General features: G+C 62.6%; 2 protein-coding genes. Both read left to right on the plus strand.

The window, feature by feature from the left end; translation table 11 throughout:
• On the plus strand, positions 1-355 hold a 355-nt coding region (locus ACXJKG_RS21410), incomplete at its 5' end, for a type IV pilin protein (protein ID WP_456847725.1).
• Positions 356-432: 77 nt separating this feature from the next.
• On the plus strand, positions 433-539 hold a 107-nt coding region (locus tag ACXJKG_RS21415; protein WP_456847726.1), incomplete at its 3' end, for a prepilin-type N-terminal cleavage/methylation domain-containing protein.

The raw sequence follows: 539 nt of genomic DNA on the forward strand, positions 1-539 counted from the left end.
TCTCTCGGCCATCGCCATCCCGGTGTTCCTSAACCAGCGCAAGAAGGCGGTCGACGCGTCGATCAAGTCCGACCTGCGTACGGTCGCCCAGGAGRTCGAGACSTACTACACSGACAACCAGRMGTACCCGCTGACGGCGGACGCGGCGCAGACGGGTGGCGCGGGCACCAAGTTCGCCATCACCCTCGGCGACACGGTCTCGGTCAGCGCGAACAACGTCATCGTGTACGCGCTCGACGCGAGCGGGCAGTCCTACACGCTCCAGGGGACCAATGACAAGTCCACTGCGACCGCCGGCAAGTACTTCCTGTACGACAGCGCGCTCGGCGGACTGAACCCCAAGGTCCAGCCCTGATCCCCTGCAGTAGCGAACGGCTCGGCTAGATCCTGAACACCCAGACCTCACGAAAGAAGACGGACATGATCGCTCGCATGCAGAAGTCCATCGCGGAGAAGGACAAGGGCTTCACCCTKATCGAGCTCCTCGTCGTCATCATCATCATCGGCATTCTCTCGGCCATCGCCATCCCGGTGTTCCT

The sequence above is a fragment of the Cellulomonas sp. P5_C6 genome (genome assembly GCF_054049635.1).